The sequence below is a fragment of the Streptomyces sp. NBC_01304 genome (assembly GCF_035975855.1).
Lineage (GTDB): Bacteria > Actinomycetota > Actinomycetes > Streptomycetales > Streptomycetaceae > Streptomyces.
In genome coordinates, this window is the sequence record NZ_CP109055.1 from 2,635,436 (window position 1) to 2,655,858 (window position 20,423).

A 20,423-nucleotide genomic window follows, 5' to 3' on the forward strand; every position below is an offset into this window, starting at 1 on the left:
TCGGTACCTGGCGGTCACTGGTCGAGCGAGTAGCTGCCGTACTCGGGGCGTCCGTTGAGTTCGTACGTGCTGATGACCACGCCCGTGCTGGTGGTGCGCGACTGGGCGAGCTTGAACGCCGTGGGCAGACCGCCCTCGGCGAACAGGCGCTTGCCACTGCCGAGCACCACCGGGAACGTCATCAGATGCACGGTGTCGATCAGATCGTGCTGGAACAGCGACTGGGCGAGATTGCCGCTGCCGTGCAGCTGCAACTCGCGGCCGTCCTGCTCCTTGAGCGCGGTGACGTCCTTGGCCAGGTCCTCGGCGCCGATCAGGTGGGAGTTGTTCCAGTCGGCGGACTTGAGGGTGGTGCTGGCGACGTACTTGGGCAGGGCGTTGAGCTTGTCGGAGACGATGTCGCCGCTGACCTTGGGCCAGTACCCGGCGAAGATCTCGTACGTTCCCCGGCCGAGCAGGAAGGCGTCCGCCCGCTCGAAGTTCTCGGTCACGAAGGCGCCGAAGTCGTCGTCCCCGAAAGGAACGGACCAGCCGCCGTGCGGGAAGCCGCTGCTGGCGTCCTCCTCGGGGGCGCCGGGCGCCTGGAAGACGCCGTCGAGGGTGACGAACTGGGTGAGGGTGATCTTCATGGTGTGCGCTCCTTCGGTGCGGAAGATGTCGCCTCTATGACCGTGGCACGGGCCGGAACTCATCGCGGGTTCGGTGTCCGATCTCCGCCAGCCCCGAGGGCTCCCGGGCGATTTCATTGAACTCGCAACCACTACTGAGGAGCACGCGATGAACGGCATGAACAGCAAGGTGGCCCTGGTGACCGGCGGCAGCCGCGGGATGGGGGCGGCGATCGCGCTGCGCCTGGCCCAGCAGGGCAACGATGTGGCGATCACCTATGTGCGGGGCGAGGACGCGGCCCGCGAGGTCGTCGCGAAGATCGAGGCCGCCGGGCAGCGGGGGCTCGCGATCCAGGCCGACGCGGCGGACGTGGCGGCTCCGGCCGCCGCGGTGGAGCGTACGGTCGCGGAGTTCGGGCGCCTGGACATCCTGGTGAACAACGCGGGCATCGGCGTACTCGCCCCGCTGGGCGACCTGGCGCTCGCCGATGTGGACCGGGTCCTCGACATCAATGTCCGCGGGGTGTTCCTGGCCTCGCAGGCGGCGGCCGGCAAGCTGGAGCGCGGGGGCCGGATCATCACCACCGGTTCCATCATGGCGTACCACGTGCCGGGTCCCGGCGGGACGCTGTACGCGATGAGCAAGGCGGCGCTGATCGGCCTGACCAAGGCCCTCGCCAGGGAGTTGGGCGGTCAGGGCATCACCGCGAACCTGGTGAACCCCGGCCCGATCGACACGGACATGAACCCGGCGGACGGCCCCTACGCGGAGCCGCAGGCCGCGATGACGGCGCTCGGCCGGTTCGGCTCGGCCGATGAAGTCGCCTCCCTGGTCGCCTACTTGGCGAGCGAGGACGCGTCGTACGTCACCGGGGCCGAGTTCGCGGTCGACGGCGGGCACGCGGCCTGACTGCAGGCCGATTCGGCAACGTACAAAAAAAATGAGGCGCACCGGGGCTGTCCTCCCGGTGCGCCTCACGTTCTACGGGGCTTCAAGCGGCAGCGTTCAGCCGCCCAGCTCCTGGTGGCGGGCCGCCAGCTTCGCCGTGCCGTCCTCGGTCAGGGAGCCGAAGAGGCGGAGGCGGGAGAAGCCGCCGTCCGGGAAGATGTCGATCCGCACGAGGCTGCCGACCGCCGGGGTGTCCAGGACGAACCGGTGGTTGGTGTCGGGCTGCAGGCGGGTGCGCGGCAGGAACTCCTGCCACTCAGCGTCGTCGCTCGACTTGATGGAGAGCGACGCCCAGCCGGCGCTGTTGCCCTTGAGGTACGCCGTGTCGATCTCGATGGCGCTGATCGAGGACTCGGCGACGAGCTGGTAGTTGATCCAGTCGTTGCCGTTGTCACGGCGGCGGGCGGTCTCCCAGCCGTCGTCCATCTTGCGGGAGCGGCCCGGGTTGATGGTGTTGACCGGCGAGGAGTAGAAGCGGTTGGACGCGTCGGTGACGGCGCCGCCGTTCTCCAGGGCGACGACGTCGAAGGCGCCGAGGGCCTTGAGCCACTTCGGGTCCGGGAGGACCTCGCCGTAGACGCGCAGGCGGGCGATGCCGCCGTCGGGGTGCTGGTTGACGCGCAGGTGCGTGAAGCGCTGCTCGGCCGTCACCTCGAAGCCGTTGGCCGCGTGGCCGCCGACCGCCGTACGGGGAACGATGGTCGTCCACTTCACGTCGGCGGAGAGGAGCTCCTCCGGCGTGGGCGCGCCCTCGACCGAGGCGGCCTCGACGGAGACGGCCTGCGGCATGTTGCCGCGGAAGTGGGCGGTGTCGACGACGATGCCGCGGATGACGCCGGGGGCGCCCAGGCGAACGAGCGCCCAGTCGTGGTCCTCGGGGGTCGGCCAGGGCTGCTCGGCGGAGATGCCGCGGCGACGGCGGGTCTCCCAGCCGTCCATGACCTTGCCCTTGTGGCCGAAGTGCTCGGGGTCGAACTCGGCGGCCTCGGGGACCAGGAGGTTCTCGCGCTGGGCGAAGAACTCGTCGTTGGCGGCGATGACACCGGCGCCGAGCTGACGGTCCGCGAGGTTGGCGTACTGGGTGAACGGGAACTCCGCCGTGCGGTAGTCGGCGTACGGGTCGCCGCCGCCGTAGGGGTTCGCGTTACCGGTGAAGGAGGGAATGCCCGTCACAGTGTCAGTTCTTCCTTTCAAGGAGTCGGCCGGTGGGTTCGGTGAACTCGCCGTTGTGCAGGATGCGCTCGCCGCGCAGCCAGGTGGACTTGACGACGCCGCTGAGGGTCTTGCCCGCGTACGCCGTGACCTTGTTCCTGTGCTGCAGTTCGGCCGCGTCGACGGTGAAGGTCTCGTCGGGCGCGAGGACCGCGAAGTCGGCGTCGCGGCCGGCCTCGATGGCGCCCTTGTTGTCCAGGCCGACCAGCTTCGAGGTCTGCGTGGACATCCAGCGCACCACGTCCTCGAGGGAGTGGCCGCGCTTCTTGGCCTCGGTCCAGATGGCCGGGAGGCTCAGCTGGAGGCCGGAGATGCCGCCCCAGGCGGTCGCGAAGTCGTCCGTCTTGAGGTCGGCGGTCGACGGGGAGTGGTCGGTGACGATGACGTCGATGGTGCCGTCGGCCAGGGCCGCCCAGAGCAGGTCCTGGTTGGCGCCCTCGCGGATCGGCGGGCAGCACTTGAACTCGCTCGCGCCGTCCGGGACTTCCTCGGCGGTGAGCGTGAGGTAGTGCGGGCAGGTCTCGACGGTGAGCTTGACGCCCTCGGCCTTGGCGGCGGCGACCAGCGGCAGCGCGTCCGAGGAGGACAGGTGCAGCACGTGGACGCGGGCGCCGATGCGCTTGGCGGTGTCGATGAGCCGCTTGATCGCGACGTCCTCGGAGATCCGCGGCCGGGTCTGCAGGTAGTCGTCGTACTTCGGGCCGCTCAGGTGCGGCGCGACGTCGAGCTCGTGCGGGTCCTCGGCGTGCACGATCAGCAGGCCGTCGAAGCCGGCGATCTCGGCCATGGAGGTGGCCAGCTGGTCGCCGTCCAGGTGCGGGAACTCGTCCACGCCCGACGGGGACAGGAAGCACTTGAAGCCGTAGACGCCGGCGTCGTGCAGCGGCTTGAGGTCCGCCACGTTGTCCGGCAGGGCGCCGCCCCAGAAGCCGACGTCGATGTGCGCCTTGGCGGCGGCGACTTCCTGCTTCGTACGGAGGTTGTCGACCGTGGTGGTCGGCGGCAGGGAGTTCAGCGGCATGTCCACGAGCGTGGTGATGCCGCCGGCCGCGGCCGCGCGGGTGGCCGTGTAGAAGCCCTCCCACTCGGTGCGACCGGGGTCGTTCACATGGACGTGGGTGTCCACGAGGCCGGGGAGCAGCACGTCGTCCCCGAAGTCCTCGAGCCGGGCGCCCGCGGGCACCTCGGCCTCGTACGGCAGCACCGCCGCGATCTTCCCTCCGGAAACGGCGACCGATGCGGCCCGCGTCCCCTCGGGGGTGATGACACGCGTCGAGCGCAGTACCAGTTCTACGTCGGACACCCCTGCCCCTCTCTTCACTCTTCGTACAGCTCGTGCGCGTGCAGCTCATGCTCGGGCAGCTCGTGCACCGGATCTTCCGCACTGCGGAATTCAACGTTCTGTTGAACGAGTCTTCATGCCGGGCCGTGGTCCGTCAAGACCCACCCCCGGGCACCGGAACTCTACTCAACATCATTTAGCTGTTTCCACAAAGTGGAAGTAAGATTTCGCATAGCAGAACGGAGCTATCGACAAGTCGGAGCGTGACGACACACGGACAAAGGGGCGCTGACCGGCGAAGACCGTCATACCCCGGCCCGCCCTCATGGCCAGAACCGACCGGTAGGCTGCAGCATTGCCTGCCAGCACTGAAAGGACCGCGCCGTGCCGACGTCCAGCGCCAGCACCACCGACTCCAAGTCCACCGCGCCCAGCGGCGGCGTCCAGTCCCTCGAGCGCGCCTTCGACCTCCTCGAGCGTATGGCCGATGCCGGGGGCGAGGTCGGCCTGAGTGAGCTGTCCGCGAGCAGCGGACTGCCCCTGCCGACCATCCACCGCCTGATGCGCACGCTCGTGGCCTGCGGTTATGTCCGCCAGCAGCCCAACCGCCGGTACTCCCTCGGCCCCCGCCTGATCCGCCTCGGCGAGTCCGCGTCCCGCCTTCTCGGCACCTGGGCGCGTCCTTACCTGGCCCGCCTGGTCGAGGAGACCGGCGAGACCGCGAACATGGCGCTGCTCGACGGGGACGAGATCGTGTACGTCGCCCAGGTGCCCTCGAAGCACTCGATGCGCATGTTCACCGAGGTGGGGCGGCGCGTCCTGCCGCACTCCACGGGCGTGGGCAAGGCCCTCCTCGCGCACACGCCGCCGGAGGAGGTGCGGTCGCTGCTCGCCCGGACCGGGATGCCGGCGGCGACCGAGAAGACGATCACCACGCCCGAGGGCTTCCTCGACGCGCTTCAGCTGGTACGCGACACCGGGTACGCGGTGGACGACAACGAGCAGGAGATCGGGGTGCGGTGCCTCGCGGTGTCCGTGCCCAACTCCCCCACGGCGGCGGCGATTTCGATCTCCGGCCCCGCGGGTCGCGTGACCGAGGCCGCGACGGACAAGATCGTGCCGATCCTGCAGCAGGTGGCCGCCGAGCTTTCGGTGGCGCTGACGAGTACGGGGCCCGCCCAGTAGAACGGCCTGCTCAGGCCAGGTACAACAGCTCGCGCAGAGGGGCCCGCCCGGGAATTGGGGGCGGGCCCCTCCGGCATGTCCGGGGACAGCTTCGGCGACGTACGTACGAAGTACCTATGCGTGACAGATTCCGTGCCTCGCCGATTTTTCTAACTTCATGACCAGCGGGAAACACCCCGCACCCCGCACCCGAAGCAGTCAGGTGCACACAGGTCATGGAGGACCAGCAATGAGCGACATCAACGCCACCGAACTCGTCGGCCGCTACCTCGCCGCCTGGAACGAGACCGACGCCACCGCGCGTCGTGCCCTGATCGCCGAGGTCTTCGACGAGCAGGCCGGGTACACCGACCCGCTGGCCGACGTCCGCGGCCACGACGCCCTCGACGCGACCATCGGCGCCGTGCAGGGACAGTTCCCCGGCCTGGTGTTCAGCCTCGCGGGCCCGGTCGACGCGCACCACGACATCGCCCGGTTCACCTGGAACCTCGGGCCCGAGGGCGAGCAGCCCCTGGTCGTCGGCTTCGACGTCGCCGTCATCGGCGAGGACGGCCGGATCACCGACGTGCACGGCTTCCTCGACAAGGTGCCGTCCGGGGTCTGACCCGCCGCGGGCCGGGCATGCCGCCCGGCCCGCGGCCCGCACGGCTCGTTCAGCGCCCAGCACAGCTCGTTCATTCGTCCGTACGTCCCGTACGTCCCGTCCGTACGTCCCGATCCGGAGGGTCTGCCCAGCATGTCCACCACCACGTACGCCACCACGGAAACCGCCCACCGACCGGCGCCCGCACCCGCGTTCGCCTGGGGAACCCTGCTGGTCCTGCTCGCCGGGGTCTTCATCACCACCCTCGACGTGTTCATCGTCAATGTCGCGATCCCCTCCGCCCAGGCCGACCTGGGCGCGAGCACCGCCGCGATCCAGTGGGTCGTGGCCGGCTTCGGCCTCGCGGTCGGGGCCGGGCTGATCACCGGCGGACGGCTCGGCGACATCTACGGGCGCCGCCGGGTCTACGGCATCGGCATCGCCCTGTTCACGCTCGCCTCCGCGGCCTGTGCGCTGGCCGGCAGCGCGGAGTTCCTGATCGCCGCGCGGTTTCTGCAGGGCGGGGCGATGGCGCTGCTCATGCCGCAGGTGCTCGGCATCATCACGGTCGCCTTCAGCGGCGCCGCGCAGGTGAAGGCGTTCGGCGCCTACGGGCTCGCGATGGGCTTCGCCGGGGTGTTCGGGCAGCTGATCGGCGGGGCGCTGGTGCAGGCCGATCTGTTCGGGCTCGGCTGGCGCGCGATCTTCTGGATCAACGTGCCGGTCGGCGCGCTCACGCTCGCCCTGCTGCCGCGCCTCGTCCCCGAGTCCCGGGGCGAGGGCGGGCGCCGGCTCGACACCCTGGGCATGGTCCTCGTGACGGCGGGCCTGGTCGCGGTGGTGCTGCCGCTCATCCAGGGGCCCGGGCAGGACTGGCCGCTGTGGACCTGGCTGTCGCTGGCCGCAGCGCCGCTGCTGCTCGGGGTGTTCCTCGTCCAGCAGCGCCGGCTCGCCGGACGGGGCGGGGCGCCGCTGGTCGACCCGGCGATGTTCCGGGAGCGGGCCTTCACCGTGGGCCTCGGCATCGCGCTGGTCTACGCCCTCGCGATGGGCTCCTTCTTCCTCGTCCTGGCGCTCTATCTGCAGCAGGGCCACGGCATGTCGGCGCTCGACTCGGGGCTGCTCTTCATCGCCCTGGGCGCCGGGTACTTCCTCGCCTCCAGTGCCTCGGCGAAGGTCGCGCAGCGGCTCGGCCGGCAGGTCATCGCGGTGGGAGCCGTGGCCCAGGCCGCCGGGTACGGGCTGCTCGCGCTGACCGCCGACGGGATCGGCGCGACCGGTCCGGTCGGGCTGCTGATCCCCGGCATGGTGCTCTCCGGGGTCGGCATGGGCCTCGCCCTGGTCCCGATGTCCGGGATCGTGCTGGCCGGGGTCGGCGCCCGGTACGCGGGATCGGCGGGCGGGGTCCTGGCCACCGCCCAGCAGGTCGGCGGGGCGCTCGGGGTGGCCGTGGTCGGGATCGTCTTCTACGGCGTACTCGGCGACCGGCCCCTCGCGGCGGACTTCGGCCCGGCGTTCACCTGGGGCCTGGGGACCCTCATCGGGTGCTGCCTGGCCACGGCGGCCCTGGTCCAGCTGCTCCCTCGGCCGGCCCGGACGTCGTAACCGCAGAAGCGGCGCCGGACCTCGGGTCCGGCGCCCGGTCAGACGTCGAAGTTGAACCCGAAGGCCCGTACCCCCGTCGCGGTCCGCGGACGATGACTCGTCCGCGGGCCGAACGCCACGTAGGTACCGGGGCCGTGCTCCCGCTCCCCCTCGATGAGCGTGCCCTCGACGACGAAGTAGCCCTCGCCGTACGTCTCGTGGACGTCGACGTCGGGCCACTCGGCGCCGGGGGCGAGGTCGATCACCCAGACCCGCAGCCCCTCGGCACCCGGCAGCAGCCGGGCCTCGATGCCGGGGCCGATCTCGACCGGCGGGACCGTGTCGACGTCGACCGGCAGTATCTGTCCGGGCAGTACCGGCGGTGGCGTGCTCATGCGCTCAACTCCTCTTCCAGGTCGGCGAGTTCACCCCGCGAGGCGATGCCCAGCTTGGGGTACGCCTTGTAGAGGTGGTGGCCGACGGTGCGATGGCTCAGGAACAGCTGGGCCGCGATGTCGCGGTTGCTCAGACCCTGGGCGGCGAGCCGGACGATCTGCAGCTCCTGCGGGGTCAGTTCGGCGGCGATCCCGGTCGCGGCGGGGGCCGCGTCCGCCCTGGGGGCGCCGGTGGCGGTGAGTTCGCTGCGGGCCCGCTCGGCCCACGGCCGCATCCCCAGGCGCTCGAACACCTCCAGGGCTCCGGCGAGTTGGCCGCGCGCCTCCGCCTTGCGCTTGCCCCGGCGCAGCCACTCGCCGTACAGCAGCGCGGTCCGCGCGTACTCCACGGGTCGGGCGCCCGGGTCGTGCAGTTCCAGCGCGGCCGTGTAGTGCGTCTCCGCCTGTTCGCCGGTGGCCAGCAGGGCACGGCAGCGCCGTACGAGGGCGTCGGCCCAGGGCTGCCGGCTGCGCGCCGCCCAGGCCTCGAAGCGCTCCAGGGGTTCGGCCGCCCGCTCCGGTTGTGCTACCCGGACGGCGGCCTCCACCAGATCCGGCGTGCTGCGGGTGGCACAGAAGTGGTGCCGCATCGGCTCCCGGGTCAGCCGGTCGAACCGGCCGAGCGCCGACTCCGGGCGGCCGAGGCCCAGTTCGAGCAGGCCGAGCGCCCAGTACGCCCAGGGGGCACCCGGCGCCATGGTGGCCGCGCCGCCTCCGTCGAGGGCCCGGTCGGCGTGGTCCCGGCAGCGCTCCTCGTCGCCCTCGGCGGCGGCCAGGCAGGCGAGCACGCTGTGGGACTGGCTGACCCACTGCGCCTGCCCGGTGTCCCTGGCGAGCCGCAGCGCCTCGTCGGCGGTGGCGAAAGCCTCGCGGTACCGGCCGGTGAACACCTCGCCCTCCGCGAGGAAGAACAGCGTGGTCGGCAGCCGCCCGGCGCTGCCGCTGTCCCGTTGCGACTGGCTGAGCTCCCGGGCCAGTTCGTACGCCGCCGAGTCCTGGCCCCGGCTCAGCGCCACGCCGCACAGCAGCATCAGCTCCTCGGGCCGGGCGGCGCCCGCCCGGCGGATCCGGTCCAGGGTGGTGCGCAGCACGGGCTCGGGTCTGCCTGTTCCGCGGGGTGCAGGGCGTCCGGGCCGATGCCTTGCGCGGCGGCCGCGTGCAGCACGACGGCGAGGCTGCCGGTGCCGTCGGCGGCGGCCAGGAGCAGCAGCAGCCGGGTGGGGTCGGGCAGCCGGCTCACCCGGCCGTGGAAGGCCAGTTCGAGGCGGCTGGTCAGCGGCAGCGCGCCCGGAGCGGCGCCCGGTGACTCGGCGGCGAGGGCGACGGGGAGTTCGAGCAGGGCGAGGGGGTTGCCGTGCGCCTCGGCGAGTACGCGGTAGCGGAGCGTGGGCGTGAGGTCGGCGCTGCGCTCGTCGAGGAGCGCGCCCGCGGCCCGGGCGGGCAGGCCGGTCAGGCGCAGTTCGGGTAGGCCGGGTGCGTCGAAGGACCCTTCGCCTTCGCGGGCGGCGAACAGCAGGGCGACGCCTTCGCTCTGCAGGCGCCGCGCGGCGAACAGGAGGGCGCCCCGGGAGGCGGCGTCCAGCCAGTGGGCGTCGTCGACGAGGCACAACAGGCCTTCGGCGGAGTCGAGTTGCCCCCGCGCCTCGGCGAGCAGGGACAGGACGGCGAGGCCGATCAGCATCGGTTCCGGGGCGTCGCCCTTCGCGAGGCCGAGTGCGGTACGGAGCGCGTCGCGCTGCGGGGCGGGGATGGCGTCGAGGTGGCGCAGGGCCGGGGTGAGCAGCAGCTGCAGTGTGGCGAAGGGGAGTTGGGACTCGGCCTCGACGGCTGCGGCGCGCAGGACGACGAGGTCGGCGGCTTCGCTTGCCGCGTGGTCGAGGAGGGCCGTCTTGCCGATGCCGGGGTCGCCGCGCAGGACCAGGGTCCCGCTGTGCCCTTGGCGGGCGGCGGCGGTGAGCTCGGCTATGCCGGAGAGCTCGGATTCACGTCCCCTGAGCGGCATTTGGTCATCTTGGCATGGGGGGCTTCCTTTCCCCTCCCCGCCCCTTCCCGAAATGCTGCGCAGCCTTCCGCCCTGCGGGCGGTGTCCTCAAGCGCCGGACGGGCTGGTTTTACCAGCCCGTCCGGCGCTTGAGGACACCGGCGGTCAGGGGCCGGTCTTGACCTCAGCCCCCAACCGGCCGTCAGCCATGACCACCACCTGATCCGCCTCACCCAAGTGCCCCCGGTCATGCGTGACCAGCACCGTCGAGGTGGACCGCTCCCGCGTGAGCCGGACCAGCAGGTCGAGCACAGCCACCCCCCGCTCGTGGTCGAGCGCACTCGTGGGCTCGTCCACGAGGAGCACGGAGGGCTCGTTCATCAGGGCCCGCGCGATGTTGACCCGCTGCCGCTGCCCCCCGGACAGCTGGTGCGGACGCCGCTCCGCCTTGTCGGCCAACCCCACCGCGGCCAGCAACTCCCGCGCCCGCTCCCGCACTTGACGAGGCCTTCGGCCATCCAGGTGGGCCATCACCTGAAGCTGCTCCACCGACGTCAGGGACGGCAGCAGGTTCGGCTGCTGGAAGACGATCCCGATCCGCTCCCGCCGAAGCGCCGACTTCTCGGCCGCCCCGAGCGAGCCCGTCGACGTACCGCCCACGACGACCTCCCCCCTGTCCGGCGTCACCAGCGTCGCCGCCACCGCGAGCAGGCTCGACTTGCCCGAGCCCGACGGCCCGACGATCGCGGCCATCGTGCCGCCGGGCACGGACAGTCCGACCCGGTCCAGCGCGGTGAGCCGGCCGTCGCCGTCGGGGTAGGTCAGCGTGACATCGGCCAGGACGAGGTTCGACGTATTCATCGGGCGCTCCCCAGAGCAACGAGCGGATCCACGGCGGTGATCCGGCGAATGGACAGCGCGGCACCGAGGACACCGAGCACGATCATGACGGCGGCGGGCACGAGCACGGTCGGCGCGTCCAGGACGAACGGCACGTCCCCGCCACTGATCACCCCGCCGATCCCGGCGGCGAGCGCCGTCCCGAGGCCGCACCCGGCGGACAGCATCAGGACGGCCTGACCGAGCGCGTCCTTGAGGAGGTAGGGCGTTCCGGCGCCCAGCGCCTTCAGGACGGCGATGTCGGCGCTGCGCTGGATCGTCCACACCGTGAAGAACGCCCCTATGACGAGCGCCGAAATCGCGAACAAGAAGCCGCGCATCAGCTGCAGCGAGCCGTTCTCCGCCTGGTAGGAGCCGATCGCGGAGAGTGCGTCGTCGAGGCCCCGGCTCTCGGTGCCCGCCGCCTTGTCGCCCGCCGCGAGATCCGCGCCGCCGCCCGTGCTGAGCGCGATCACCGTGGCCTGCTCGTCCAGGGACGTGCCGTTGTGGCCGACGCGCTGCCAGTCGTCGAGCGTCGTCCACACCACCGGGGTGTGGCTGTACGAGGCCGAGCCGGCCACCGCCGCGACGTTCAGCTCGAGCGTCCCGAGGCGGACCTTGTCGCCCGCGCGTACGTCCAGTTCCGTGGCGGCCTTCTCGGAGAGGACCGCCCGGCCGGGTGCGAGCCCGCGCGGTGCGATCTTGGCGTCGGGCTCGACGCCGAAGGCGGAGACGGCGGCGGTGCGGTCGCCCGCGCCGCCGTTCAGGGTGCGGATGCCGATCGGCTCGGCGGACCGGACGCCGTCCTGCCCGGCCCAGGTCTGCCAGGACTTCTCCGGCAGGGTGGAATTGGTGAAGGAGACCGACTGCCCGGCAGGCGGTTTCGCGAAGGCCAGGTGGTCGGCGGGCAGGCCGGTGATCGCCGAGGTGTTCTCCCGGGCGAGGCCGGCCGTCAGCCCGGACAGCAGCCCGACAAGGAGCGTGATGAGCACCACCACCGTGCCCATCAGCGCGAAGCGCCCCTTGGCGAACCTGAGATCTCTCCATGCGACGAACATGCCCCCACCCTGGCCGGGACGGGGCCCGTGGGGCATCGCGCCCCGGTTCGGACCTGCGGCATCGATGGACGCAGGGCGGAATCAAACTTTCGATTGACCGGCTGCGGCTCGGCCGCTGTCGGTGGTCCCGCCTACGCTGGATGAGTCATGGAAACCGCACAGAGCACCGCGAACCCCTCGAACCCCGCGATCCCCGCGAACGGTTCGAGTCGTTCCCTCGCCCCCGTCCTGCGCGCCCTGCGCGGCTGTCTGCATCTGCTGATGGCCGGGCTGCTCGCGCTCGCCGCCGTGCGGGCGGTCACCGACGGCACACAGCACCGGGCGACGCTGGTGGTCGCGGCCTGTGCGGTGCTTGCCATCGCCTACGGGGCGGGGCTCGTGCTGCCGCTCGTACGACGCTCACAGGCCACGCGGGCCGGCTGGCTCGGGCTGCTGTGCGTGCTGTGGGCGGGGCTGCTGATCCTGACCCCCGACGCACTGTGGACGGCGTTCCCGCTGTTCTTCCTTCAGGTGCATCTGCTGCCGCTGCGCTGGGGGCTGCCGCTCGTCGCGGCGACCACGGGCGCGGCGATCGCGGGGTTCGTCGTGCACGGCGGGGCGGTGACGCCCGGCGCCTTCATCGGTCCCCCGATCGGCGCGGCCGTCGCGGTGGGCACGGTGCTCGGCTATCGCGCGCTGTACCGGGAGAACGAACACCGGCGCCGTCTCATAGAGGAGCTGCTCGCCACCCGCGCGGAGCTCGCCGAGGCCGAGCGCATGGCGGGCACCCTGGCCGAGCGGGAGCGGCTCGCGCGCGAGATCCACGACACCCTCGCGCAGGGCCTGTCCAGCATCCAGCTGCTCCTGCGGGCCGCCGAGCGCGCGCTGCCCGAGGACGCCCCGGCTCTCGCCCATGTGCGCGAGGCCCGCGTCGCGGCGGTCGGCAATCTCGCCGAAGCACGCCGTTTCGTGCGGGAGTTGACCCCTCCGGACCTGGAGCGGGGCTCCCTCGCGGGCGCCCTGGAGCGGCTGTGCGCATCGACCTCCGGACCGGCCTCCGATGCGTCTTCCGGGTCCGGCGCGCCCGCCGTCGAGTTCGACCTGAGCGGTACGCCGGTGGAGCTGCCGACGCCGTACGAGGTGGCGCTGCTCCGGGTCGCGCAGTCGGCGCTCGCGAACACGGTGCGGCATGCGGGGGCCGGGCGCGCCTCGATCACGCTCAGCTTCATGGACACCTCGGTCGCGCTGGACGTGGTGGACGACGGCGTGGGCTTCGACCCGGGCGCGGTGCCGGCCGCCGGGTCGGACGACGGCGGATTCGGGCTGCCGGCGATGCGGGCGCGGGCGCATTCGCTCGGCGGGACGTTGAGCGTCGAGTCGGCTCCGGGGCAGGGCACGGCGGTCGCCATCACGTTGCCGCTGCCGTTGCCGTTGCCGTTGCCCGTGTCGGCCGCCGGGCAGACGCCCGCGTCCGCGCCCTCATCGGTTCCTGTTACGGCCGGGGGGCAGGCATGAGCCCCGCTCCCGTCCCCATCCGGCTGCTGCTCGCCGACGACCATCCCGTCGTACGGCACGGGCTGCGGGCCGTGCTCGACACGGAGGCCGACTTCGAGGTCGTCGCCGAGGCGGCGAGCGCCGAGCGGGCCATCGAGCTGGCCTCGGGCGGGGAGGTCGAGGTCGATGTGGTCCTGATGGACCTGCAGTTCGGGCCCGGCCGGATGCACGGCGCGGAGGCCACCGCGGCGATCGTGGGGCGGGCCGGGGGCCCGCGCGTCCTCGTCCTGACGACGTACGACACGGATGCGGACATCCTGGCCGCGGTCGAGGCCGGTGCCAGCGGCTATCTGCTCAAGGACGCGCCGCCGGAGGAGCTCGCGGCGGCCGTGCGTACGGCCGCCGCCGGGCAGTCCGCGCTCGCGCCCGCGATCGCGCATCGGCTGATGGACCGGATGCGGGATCCGGGCGAGGCGCTCAGTCTCCGCGAGCTGGAGGTGCTGCGGCTGGTCGCGGACGGGCTGTCCAATCTGCAGATCAGCAAGGCGCTGTTTCTGAGTCAGGCGACGGTGAAGTCCCATCTGGTGCATGTGTTTGCCAAGTTGGGTGTGGATTCTCGTACGGCGGCGGTGGCTGCCGCCACGGCGCGGGGGATGTTGCGGCGCTGACCCGTGGCCCGGGGGGGGCGGGCGGGGCTTCGGTGGGTGGAAATTTGCCCCTGACCGCCCCTTCCCCAAGGTCCTGGCGGACGGCTTCGGGGCTCCGCCCCGGACCCCGGATCGGCCTTCGGCCTCTGTCCTCAAACGCCGGACGGGCTGAATGAAGTGCCGGACAGGCTGGATGAAGTGCCGGACGGGCTGAATGAGCAATCAAGCCCCGACGGGTGAGCGGGCAAAGTCGGTCGGTGTCGCCCGCCGCAGTGCCCGCCGCGTCTCCTTCGTCAGCCGCGGCTTCGGCACCGTGAGCACCGCGCAGTCCGCCCCGCGCCGCAGGCGGCGGCCCACCCGGCCCCCGCCGAAGCCCCGCCCGGCGCCCACCACCAGGCGGTCGTCCGGGTCGGGTGCGGCCGCCAGGAGGGCCCGCCAGGGGCGGGCGCGGACCACGCGGTGCTCGGTCTCGACGCCCGGCGGTGCGCCGCCGAAGACCTCGTCGAAGGCCCTTCGCAGCCGGGCCTGCGCCTCTTCCTCCCAGTACGCGGCCCATGCGCGGTCCGGGCGGCGCAGATATGCCGCCTCGCCCTCCGGCGGTTCCCAAGCCAGGACCGCCACCAGCCGCCGCCCGCCGTGGCGGGCCTCGTCGGCCGCCGTGCGCAGGGCCGCGAGGCTCGCCGCGGAACCGGTCACTCCGACCACGGTGCGCCCGGCCATCAGTGCCGCACCGCCTTCGCGCCGAGCAGCCCGCGCAGCCAGGCCGTGAGCTGCGCGGGACGTACCGTCCGCTCCTCCTGACGCCGCTGCAACTGCCGCTCGAACCGGTCGGTCAGGACCGTCGTCTGCTGGGTCATGTCAGGCCACCTCTCCCCTGGATTTCAGACCTGCACCAGGCCACTTCGCCCGGCCAATACGGAGTCTGTAGGGTGATTGGCCTGGAGTGCAGGGCCAATCAAGGGGAGTTGGCATGGCAGGGTCTCAAGTCGTCCAGTCCGTGGACAGGATGCTCGGCAGCCGCAGTCTGGCCACGCTGCTCGCGGCCACCGCCGGCGAACGGCCCGGCTATCGCGCGCTCGCGCAGGGCGTGCGCACCCTGCTGCTCGACGGGCGGATCACGCTGCACACCCGGCTGCCCGCCGAGCGCGATCTGGCCGGGGCCCTCGGGGTGAGCCGGGCCACCGTCACGGCGGCGTACGACCTGCTCCGCGAGGGCGGGTTCGCGCAGAGCAGGCGCGGCTCCGGCACCTGGACCCTGCTCCCTGAGGGGCAGCGGCCGACCAGCGTGGCGGCCTTCCCCGCCGGGGACGACGTCATCGACCTGGCCCTCGCCGCGCCGTACGCCCCACAGGCCGAGCTCGCCGCGGCACTGCGGGCGGCCGGCGGCATGCTCACGGAGCTGGCGGCCTCACCCGGCTACCACCCGTACGGAATCCCGGAGTTGAGGGCGGCGGTCGCCGAGCGGTTCACGCGGCGCGGCCTGCCCACCCTGCCGGACCAGATCCTGATCACCTCGGGCGCCCAGCATGCCGTCTCGCTCACCCTCGGCCTGCTGGGCAAGTCCGGCGACCGGGTCCTGGTCGAGAACCCGTCGTACCCGAACGGCCTCGACGCCATCCGCGGCGCGGGCCTGCGCACCGCCCCGGTGCCGGTGACCGCCGACGGCTGGGACAGCGATCTGATCGAGTCGACGCTGCGGCAGACCGCGCCGCGGCTCGCCTACATGATCCCCGACTTCCACAATCCGACCGGCGCCGTGATGCCCGCCGAGCAGCGCCGCCGCCTGCTCGACGCGGTCCGCCGCACCGGCACCTGGCTGATCATCGACGAGACCCTCTCCGACATCGCCCTGGACGCCGCGCCGCCCGCCCCCTTCGCCTCGCTCGCGCAGCACGGCGAGGCCGAACAGGTCGTCACCGTGGGCTCGTTGAGCAAGACGCACTGGGGCGGGCTGCGCATCGGCTGGGTGCGGGCGGGCTCCCGGCTGATCACGGAGCTGACGCAGCGCCGGGTCACCCTCGACATGGCGGGCTCGGTCCTCGACCAGCTGGTCGCCCTGCACCTGATGAAGGACATGGACACCGTGCTCGCCGAGCGGCTGCCCCGGCTCCGCGCGCAGCGCGACGCCCTGGCCGCGGCCCTGGCCCGCCATCTCCCGGAGTGGCGCTGGGAGTTGCCGGCCGGCGGCCTGTCCCTCTGGGTCGACCTGGGCCGCCCGATGGCCACGGCACTCGCGCGGGCCGCCCTCGACCACGGGGTGCGGATCGAGGGCGGGGCGCGGTTCGGGGCGGATCCGGGGACGTACGAGCACCGGCTGCGCATCCCCTTCACGCTGCCCGCCGAGGTGTGCGAGGAGGCGGCGCGCCGGCTCGCGACGGCCCTGAGCACGGACCTGCCCGCGTCGGCGCTCGCACCGCGGCAGCCGCACTGGGTGGCATAGCCGCAGCTCAGGCGCGGTGTGGCGGAGATATTCGGATGCGGCATGATCCACGGCTGCGTAGGGTCGTATCCCGTGGAACCGCTCAGTGAAAAACAGATCCGCTCATCCTTCGTGAACTGCACCAAGGGTGAGGCCGCCCGGCTCAAGCTGCCGCTCGACTTCGCCACGCTGGCCTGGGAAGACCTGGACTTCCTGGGCTGGGTCGACCCGGGGGCGCCGCTGCGCGCCCACCTCGTGCTGCCCACGCCCGACGGACCGCTGGGGATCTCCCTGCGGGTGCCGTCCCTGAACCGCACCAGCGCGATGAAGTCCAGCATCTGCCAGGTCTGCCTCACCGGCCACGCCTCCTCCGGCGTCCGCCTGCTCGCGGCCCCGCTGGCGGGTGCGCGCGGCCGCGAGGGCAATACGGTCGGCATCTACGTCTGCGCCGACCTGGCCTGCTCGCTGTACCTGCGGGGCAAGCGGCAGCCGAAGCTGGCGGCCAAGCAGTTCGAGGAGACCCTCTCGCTGGACGAGCGCCTGGCCAGAATGCAGGCGAACCTGGACGTCTTCGCGGCGAAGGTCGCGGCGGCCTGAACTGCTTGTGGGGCGAACGGGGCAGATAACTGTCCGGTTCGCCCCACTTCGCTTGTCCGCTTTCCCCCACTAACCCTTCGCGCCCGGCTTAGTCGCCCGAGCGTTGGCGGGGCGTCTCGCCGAACAGGTCGACCGCGCTGCGGACCGCCGTGAGACCTGCGGTCAGCGCGCTGACCGAGCCGACCGCGCCCGCGATCAGCAGCAGCGAGCGCCGCAGCCGCGGAATCTCCGGGACCCCGCTCGACGCCATCGCGTCCAGTGCGGCCAGCTCGTCCTCGGCGATCGCCCGGTCCGGGAACTCGGCCGGGTGCCCGGCGAGTTCACGGCGCAGCCTGGACACGGCCAGGCGCAGCTCCGTCACCCTCGGGTCCTCGTCGCTGCCGGTCACAGACCTCTGCCTCATGCTTCGCAACACAGGCTTCTCCCCCTCGCACACCCTTGTGCGTCGTTCTGTCGTTCTGTCGTGCTCGTCGAGCGTGTTTCCGGCGTGCCGGGCGGTGGTCAGTCGCCCGCAGCCGTCGGCCAGTTAACGCCATCGCGTACGGTTTGCGCCACTCCGGGGACGTGACTCAGCTGGTCGGTTGGACGTCCATGGCGTTGCGCCAGACCGTCAGGTCGATGTTGACGTACTGGCTCGAGTCGCTCTTGGGCGAGTAGTGCTTGAAGGTGACCAGGCCGATGTGGCCCGACGGGGTGAGTACGCAGAACTGAGTGCCGACGCTGACCCGGTCGAACGAGATCGACTCGCTGAATCGGGTCTCCGTGCGGCACAGCTCCAGACTGCCCTTCTGGGCGTTGTTGAGCAGGATCATCTTGCCGCCGTCGCCGGGCTCGAACACACCTGTCTCATAGGTGTTGTCGTACTCCAGGTCGTCCTCGGTGGCGTCCGTGTCGTCCGGCTTCCCCAGCGGATCGTCGGTGAAGGACAGGTGGTAGCCGGCAGTGAGGTCGATGCTGTTCTTCGTCACGGGCTCCGGGTTCGGCACCGCCTGGCCGCTGTCGTCGGAGGCGTCGTCGGACGGTTCGTCCGACGACGCCGGCCCCTGAGACCCGTCGTCCGTGCCCTGACTCGACTTGCTGTTGTCGCTGCCCTGTGACTGCGAACTCTTCTTGTCGTCGTCCTTCTTCAGCGCGAAGTACGCGCCGCCCGCGCCGCCGATGCCCAGGACCAGGGCGATGGCAATCGCGATGGGCAGGGCGCGGCGCTTCTTCTTCTTGGGCTGGGCCTGTGCCTGGAGCGCCGTCGTCGCGCCCGCGCCCTGTCCCCCGTGCGTCACCGGCGGCGGCGTCGGCTCGTGCGCGGCCGGGCCCGGGTCCCGCATCGCGGCGGTGTCGTACGCGTTGGGCCCGAAGCCCGGCGGCGGGGTGGCCGGGCCGGACTGCTGGGTCGGCGGTGGGGTGGGAGCGTGGGCGGCCGGGGGCTGCTGGTCCTGCTGGGGCGGGTAGCCGTACTGCGGCGCGGCCTGCTGAGCGGCGGCCTGGGGCTGCTGGCTCTGCTGGGGCGGGTACCCGTACTGCGGCGGCGGGGTCGGGGCCTGGGCGGCGGCGGGCGCCTGCTGGCCCTGCTGGGGCGGATAGCCGTACTGCGGCGCGGCGGCCGGCGGCTGTGCCGGAGCCGTCGGCGGGAGCGCGGGCGGCTGGGCCGGAGCCTGGGCCGGCTGGGCGGGGGCCTGTGCGATGACCGGGGCCGGGGCGATGACCGGGGGCGGCGGGGTGTGCGGCGGCGCCGGGGCCGCGGCCCGTCCGGTGATGTCCGCGGCGACCGTGCCCGGCAGCCAGTCCTCCGGGCGGCGCAGCACCGTCTCGGCGTTGGCCGCCTGGCAGAGCCCGATGACCTCCGTCACGGAGGGCCGCTCGGCCGGGTCCTTGGCGAGGCAGCGGGTGACCAACTCGCGCAGCGATGCGGGGAGTCCGGTGAGGTCGGGCTCCTCGTGCACGATGCGGTAGAGCACGCTGTGCGAGGTGCCCTCGCCGAACGCGGGGGCGCCCATCGCGGCGAACGCGGCGATCTGGCCGAGCGCGAAGACATCCGTGGCCCCGGTGACCTTCTTCCCGGCCGCCTGTTCCGGCGCCATGAAGGAGGGGGTGCCGATGGTGACGCCGCTGCCGGTGAGCGAGGTGGCGTCGGCGGCGCGGGCGATGCCGAAGTCGATGACGCGGGGTCCGTCCGCGGCGAGCAGGACGTTCGACGGCTTGAGGTCGCGGTGCACGATCCCGGCGCCGTGGATGACGTGCAGCGCCTCGGCGATGCCCGCGACGAGCAGCAGCACCGTGTCGACCGGCAGCTTCCCGTGCTCCGTGACGGCGGCGGACAGCGCCGGGCCGGGAACGTACGCGGTGGCCAGCCAGGGGTTGGTGCCCTCGGGGTCGGCGTCGATCACCGGCGCGGTGTACAGGCCCTGTACACGCTGGGCGGCGCGCACCTCCTGTTTGAAGCGGCGGCGGAACTCGGCGTCCTCGCTGAAGTCGGGCCGGATCACCTTGATGGCGACGGGCCGGCCGCCCGGCGTGTAGGAGAGGTACACCTTGCCCATGCCGCCCGAGCCGAGCTTCGCCGTGAGGCGGTAGCCCGCCACCGTACGCGGGTCGTCGCCCTCCAGCGGCTTGAAGACGCCCTCGGCACCCTGAGTGCTCATCAATCCCCGTTCCCCACCACTTACTTCACCCATACAAGACGTCCGGCACCTTATCCGACCCCGGTAGTGCGGTATGCAGTGGTTATGCCACGTGCAGGTAACAAAGCGGAATCCCCCGTCTCGCCCGGCGTCCCTGTCGCCGGGCTGCTGCTCGCGGCGGGTGGCGGACGGCGGCTCGGCGGCCGCCCGAAGGCGCTCCTCACCCACCTCGGGCGGCCCCTGGTGGAGCACGCGGTGCGGGCGCTGCGGGAGGGCGGGTGCGCCGAGGTGCACGTCGTCCTCGGCGCACAGGCCGACGCCGTACGGGAACGGGCGCGCCTCGACGGGTGTGTGGTGCTCGACAACCCGGACTGGGCCGGGGGCATGGGCTCCTCGTTGCGGGCGGGCCTCGACTCGCTGGCGAAGACGGGCGCGCGGGCGGCGCTCGTCTGCCTGGTGGACCAGCCGGGAATCGGAACCGCGGCGGTGGCCCGGGTGCGCGGGGCCTACGCGTCACCGTCGAGCCTGGCGGCGGCCGCGTACGACGGGAAGCGCGGGCACCCCGTGCTCTTCGGCGCGGACCACTGGCCGGCGATCGCGGCGGGCGCGGTCGGCGACCGGGGGGCGCGGGACTACCTCGGGGCGCATGAGGCGGACATCACGCTCGTCGAATGTGCGGACGTGGCCGAGGCGTACGACATTGATACAGAGGCCGATCTGCGACACCTTCGGTAACGGAGGTGGCACTCAGCGCCATGGTCTGTTGATCCGGAGAATCTCGACATCAACAAACCATTGAAGTTCCACCATGAGGAAACTACTATCCACTGGTCAGAAGCGCCCCGTAACCCGGCGGCCCTGGGACCGTACGTACGGCCCAAGCGGCACTCAGTGCCGTATGTACAGGCACCGCCCGC

General features: G+C 72.3%; 21 protein-coding genes. 9 read left to right on the forward strand and 12 right to left on the reverse strand.

Translation table 11 applies throughout. The features are described 5' to 3' along the window. Nucleotides 1-14: 14 nt before the first annotated feature. A complete protein-coding gene (locus OG430_RS11480) occupies nt 15-629 on the reverse strand; it encodes a dihydrofolate reductase family protein (protein ID WP_327352352.1) in 615 nt (204 codons plus the stop codon). A gap of 148 nt (nt 630-777) precedes the next feature. Between OG430_RS11480 and OG430_RS11485 the strand changes: the two genes are divergently transcribed. Then, nucleotides 778-1,518, forward strand: a complete 741-nt coding sequence (locus tag OG430_RS11485; RefSeq protein ID WP_327352353.1) for an SDR family NAD(P)-dependent oxidoreductase — start codon at nt 778-780, stop codon at nt 1,516-1,518. A 96-nt stretch (nt 1,519-1,614) separates the two neighbouring features. On the opposite strand, the gene alc is transcribed toward OG430_RS11485, so the two are convergent. Further along, nucleotides 1,615-2,730, reverse strand: a complete 1,116-nt coding sequence (gene alc / locus OG430_RS11490; RefSeq protein WP_327352354.1) for an allantoicase — start codon at nt 2,728-2,730, stop codon at nt 1,615-1,617. A 4-nt stretch (nt 2,731-2,734) separates the two neighbouring features. Then, nucleotides 2,735-4,072: an allantoinase AllB gene (gene allB / locus OG430_RS11495; RefSeq protein WP_327352355.1), complete on the reverse strand. Its 1,338-nt coding sequence runs from the start codon at nt 4,070-4,072 to the stop codon at nt 2,735-2,737. A gap of 363 nt (nt 4,073-4,435) precedes the next feature. On the opposite strand from allB, the gene OG430_RS11500 reads away from it, so the two are divergent. The 3 genes from OG430_RS11500 to OG430_RS11510 all read left to right on the forward strand — a co-directional run bounded on the left by OG430_RS11500 (nt 4,436) and on the right by OG430_RS11510 (nt 7,424). Continuing rightward, on the forward strand, nt 4,436-5,236 hold the full coding sequence (locus OG430_RS11500) for an IclR family transcriptional regulator (RefSeq protein WP_327352356.1): 801 nt from the start codon (nt 4,436-4,438) through the stop codon (nt 5,234-5,236). Between the two features lie 229 nt (nt 5,237-5,465). Continuing rightward, nucleotides 5,466-5,840: a nuclear transport factor 2 family protein gene (locus OG430_RS11505; RefSeq protein WP_327352357.1), complete on the forward strand. Its 375-nt coding sequence runs from the start codon at nt 5,466-5,468 to the stop codon at nt 5,838-5,840. Between the two features lie 132 nt (nt 5,841-5,972). Then, on the forward strand, nt 5,973-7,424 hold the full coding sequence (locus tag OG430_RS11510) for an MFS transporter (protein WP_327352358.1): 1,452 nt from the start codon (nt 5,973-5,975) through the stop codon (nt 7,422-7,424). Between the two features lie 38 nt (nt 7,425-7,462). Here OG430_RS11510 and OG430_RS11515 read toward each other — a convergent pair whose 3' ends face one another. The 5 genes from OG430_RS11515 to OG430_RS11535 all read right to left on the reverse strand — a co-directional run bounded on the left by OG430_RS11515 (nt 7,463) and on the right by OG430_RS11535 (nt 11,755). Next, nucleotides 7,463-7,798: a cupin domain-containing protein gene (locus OG430_RS11515; RefSeq protein ID WP_327352359.1), complete on the reverse strand. Its 336-nt coding sequence runs from the start codon at nt 7,796-7,798 to the stop codon at nt 7,463-7,465. Then, nucleotides 7,795-8,928, reverse strand: a complete 1,134-nt coding sequence (locus tag OG430_RS11520; RefSeq protein ID WP_327352360.1) for a LuxR C-terminal-related transcriptional regulator — start codon at nt 8,926-8,928, stop codon at nt 7,795-7,797. The genes OG430_RS11515 and OG430_RS11520 overlap by 4 nt, the downstream gene beginning before the upstream one ends. Then, complete coding sequence (locus tag OG430_RS11525; RefSeq protein ID WP_327352361.1) at nt 8,868-9,839, reverse strand: ATP-binding protein; 972 nt, start codon at nt 9,837-9,839, stop codon at nt 8,868-8,870. Before OG430_RS11525 ends, OG430_RS11520 begins: the two co-directional genes overlap by 61 nt. 144 nt (nt 9,840-9,983) lie before the next feature. Continuing rightward, entirely contained in the window at nt 9,984-10,679 is a 696-nt protein-coding gene (locus OG430_RS11530; protein WP_327352362.1) for an ABC transporter ATP-binding protein, read from the reverse strand. Then, complete coding sequence (locus OG430_RS11535) at nt 10,676-11,755, reverse strand: ABC transporter permease (RefSeq protein ID WP_327352363.1); 1,080 nt, start codon at nt 11,753-11,755, stop codon at nt 10,676-10,678. The genes OG430_RS11530 and OG430_RS11535 overlap by 4 nt, the downstream gene beginning before the upstream one ends. A gap of 147 nt (nt 11,756-11,902) precedes the next feature. Between OG430_RS11535 and OG430_RS11540 the strand changes: the two genes are divergently transcribed. Continuing rightward, nucleotides 11,903-13,249 (forward strand): sensor histidine kinase, encoded by a 1,347-nt coding sequence (locus OG430_RS11540; protein WP_442816473.1) that lies wholly within the window; start codon nt 11,903-11,905, stop codon nt 13,247-13,249. Then, nucleotides 13,246-13,896 carry a response regulator transcription factor gene (locus tag OG430_RS11545; protein WP_327352364.1) on the forward strand — a complete coding sequence of 217 codons (651 nt, stop codon included), beginning with the start codon at nt 13,246-13,248 and terminating at the stop codon, nt 13,894-13,896. Before OG430_RS11540 ends, OG430_RS11545 begins: the two co-directional genes overlap by 4 nt. A 201-nt stretch (nt 13,897-14,097) precedes the next feature. Here the strand turns inward: OG430_RS11545 and OG430_RS11550 are convergent, their stop codons facing one another. Beyond that, nucleotides 14,098-14,595, reverse strand: coding sequence for a universal stress protein (locus tag OG430_RS11550; RefSeq protein WP_327352365.1), 498 nt, complete (start codon nt 14,593-14,595; stop codon nt 14,098-14,100). Further along, complete coding sequence (locus tag OG430_RS11555; RefSeq protein ID WP_327352366.1) at nt 14,595-14,732, reverse strand: hypothetical protein; 138 nt, start codon at nt 14,730-14,732, stop codon at nt 14,595-14,597. Before OG430_RS11555 ends, OG430_RS11550 begins: the two co-directional genes overlap by 1 nt. Before the next feature lie 113 nt (nt 14,733-14,845). On the opposite strand from OG430_RS11555, the gene yczR reads away from it, so the two are divergent. Then, complete coding sequence (gene yczR, locus OG430_RS11560; protein ID WP_327352367.1) at nt 14,846-16,315, forward strand: MocR-like transcription factor YczR; 1,470 nt, start codon at nt 14,846-14,848, stop codon at nt 16,313-16,315. A gap of 72 nt (nt 16,316-16,387) precedes the next feature. Continuing rightward, nucleotides 16,388-16,891, forward strand: a complete 504-nt coding sequence (locus tag OG430_RS11565; protein WP_327352368.1) for an FBP domain-containing protein — start codon at nt 16,388-16,390, stop codon at nt 16,889-16,891. Nucleotides 16,892-16,979: 88 nt separating this feature from the next. Here OG430_RS11565 and OG430_RS11570 read toward each other — a convergent pair whose 3' ends face one another. Together OG430_RS11570 and OG430_RS11575 are read right to left on the reverse strand one after the other, a co-directional pair. Further along, complete coding sequence (locus tag OG430_RS11570; protein WP_442816474.1) at nt 16,980-17,294, reverse strand: DUF5955 family protein; 315 nt, start codon at nt 17,292-17,294, stop codon at nt 16,980-16,982. A gap of 166 nt (nt 17,295-17,460) precedes the next feature. Continuing rightward, nucleotides 17,461-19,527: a protein kinase domain-containing protein gene (locus OG430_RS11575; protein WP_327352370.1), complete on the reverse strand. Its 2,067-nt coding sequence runs from the start codon at nt 19,525-19,527 to the stop codon at nt 17,461-17,463. A gap of 84 nt (nt 19,528-19,611) precedes the next feature. Here OG430_RS11575 and OG430_RS11580 point away from each other — a divergent pair, with 84 nt between their 5' ends. Then, nucleotides 19,612-20,241 carry a nucleotidyltransferase family protein gene (locus OG430_RS11580; protein WP_327352371.1) on the forward strand — a complete coding sequence of 210 codons (630 nt, stop codon included), beginning with the start codon at nt 19,612-19,614 and terminating at the stop codon, nt 20,239-20,241. Nucleotides 20,242-20,423 lie beyond the last annotated feature (182 nt).